This is a genomic window from Vibrio sp. YT-17, from assembly GCF_033337375.1.
Classification (GTDB): Bacteria; Pseudomonadota; Gammaproteobacteria; order Enterobacterales; family Vibrionaceae; genus Vibrio; species Vibrio alginolyticus.
Genome location: NZ_JAWOQP010000215.1, coordinates 1 through 1018, shown reverse-complemented (window position 1 = coordinate 1018; position 1018 = coordinate 1). Strand labels below are relative to the sequence as shown.

The 1018-nt window shown below is 42.9% G+C and carries 1 protein-coding gene; it reads left to right on the top strand.

Annotated elements, in window-relative coordinates; all coding sequences use genetic code 11:
* Positions 1–1016 (top strand): membrane-bound lytic murein transglycosylase MltC (gene mltC / locus R7F67_RS25030; protein WP_318057560.1); only part of this gene is annotated, 1016 nt, incomplete at its 5' end.
* Positions 1017–1018 lie beyond the last annotated feature (2 nt).

Here is a 1018-nt window from a genome sequence, read left to right as displayed (position 1 = left end):
TACCAGGCCAGTTTGAGAAAGATACCGCCGCACTCGATGCGTTGATCAATAGCTTCTCAGGCAATATCAAAAAGCGTTGGGGACAACGTGAAGTGAAGTTCGCAGGTAAAAGTAACTACGTTAAGTACATCGACAATTATTTAAGTCGGGCAGAAGTGGATTTCCAGAAAGGTCTTATCACTATCGAGACCGTTTCTCCGACCGAACCACAAAAACACTTGAAGAACGCGATCATCACCACATTGCTAACGCCAGATGATCCAGCAAACGTCGACTTGTTCTCATCGAAAGAGATCAAACTCGAAGGTCAACCCTTTTTGTACAAACAGGTGCTCGATCAAGATAAAAAGCCCATTCAATGGTCATGGCGCGCGAATCGCTTCGCAGACTACCTGATTGCTAATAACATCAAAACCAAAGATGTGGACTTTAAAAAAGCGTATTACGTTGAAATTCCAATGGTAGAGGATCACTTCTCTCAGCGTAGTTACCAATACGCTGATATCGTGCGTCGCGCGTCAAAAAAATACGACATTCCTGAAGATCTGATTTACGCCATCATCAAAACCGAGAGCAGTTTTAACCCTTACGCAGTAAGTTGGGCCAATGCTTATGGATTGATGCAAGTAGTGCCTAAAACCGCTGGTCGTGATGTATTTAAGCTCGTAAAGAACAAATCAGGACAACCTAGCCCAGAGTATTTGTTCAACCCAGAAAACAATATTGACACAGGAACCGCCTACTTCTACATCCTCAAAAACCGTTATTTACGCGAAGTTCAGCATCCAACTTCGTTAGAGTACAGTATGATTTCCGCTTACAACGGTGGAACTGGTGGTGTTTTAAACACATTTAATCGCAGTGACCGAAAACGCGCGATGCGAGATCTCAATTCTTTGCAACCCAACCAAGTTTATTGGGCGCTAACTAAGAAACATCCGAACGCTGAAGCGCGTCGTTACCTAGAAAAAGTTACAAATTTCAAAAAGGAATTTAACTCTGAGCACACTTTGTAATG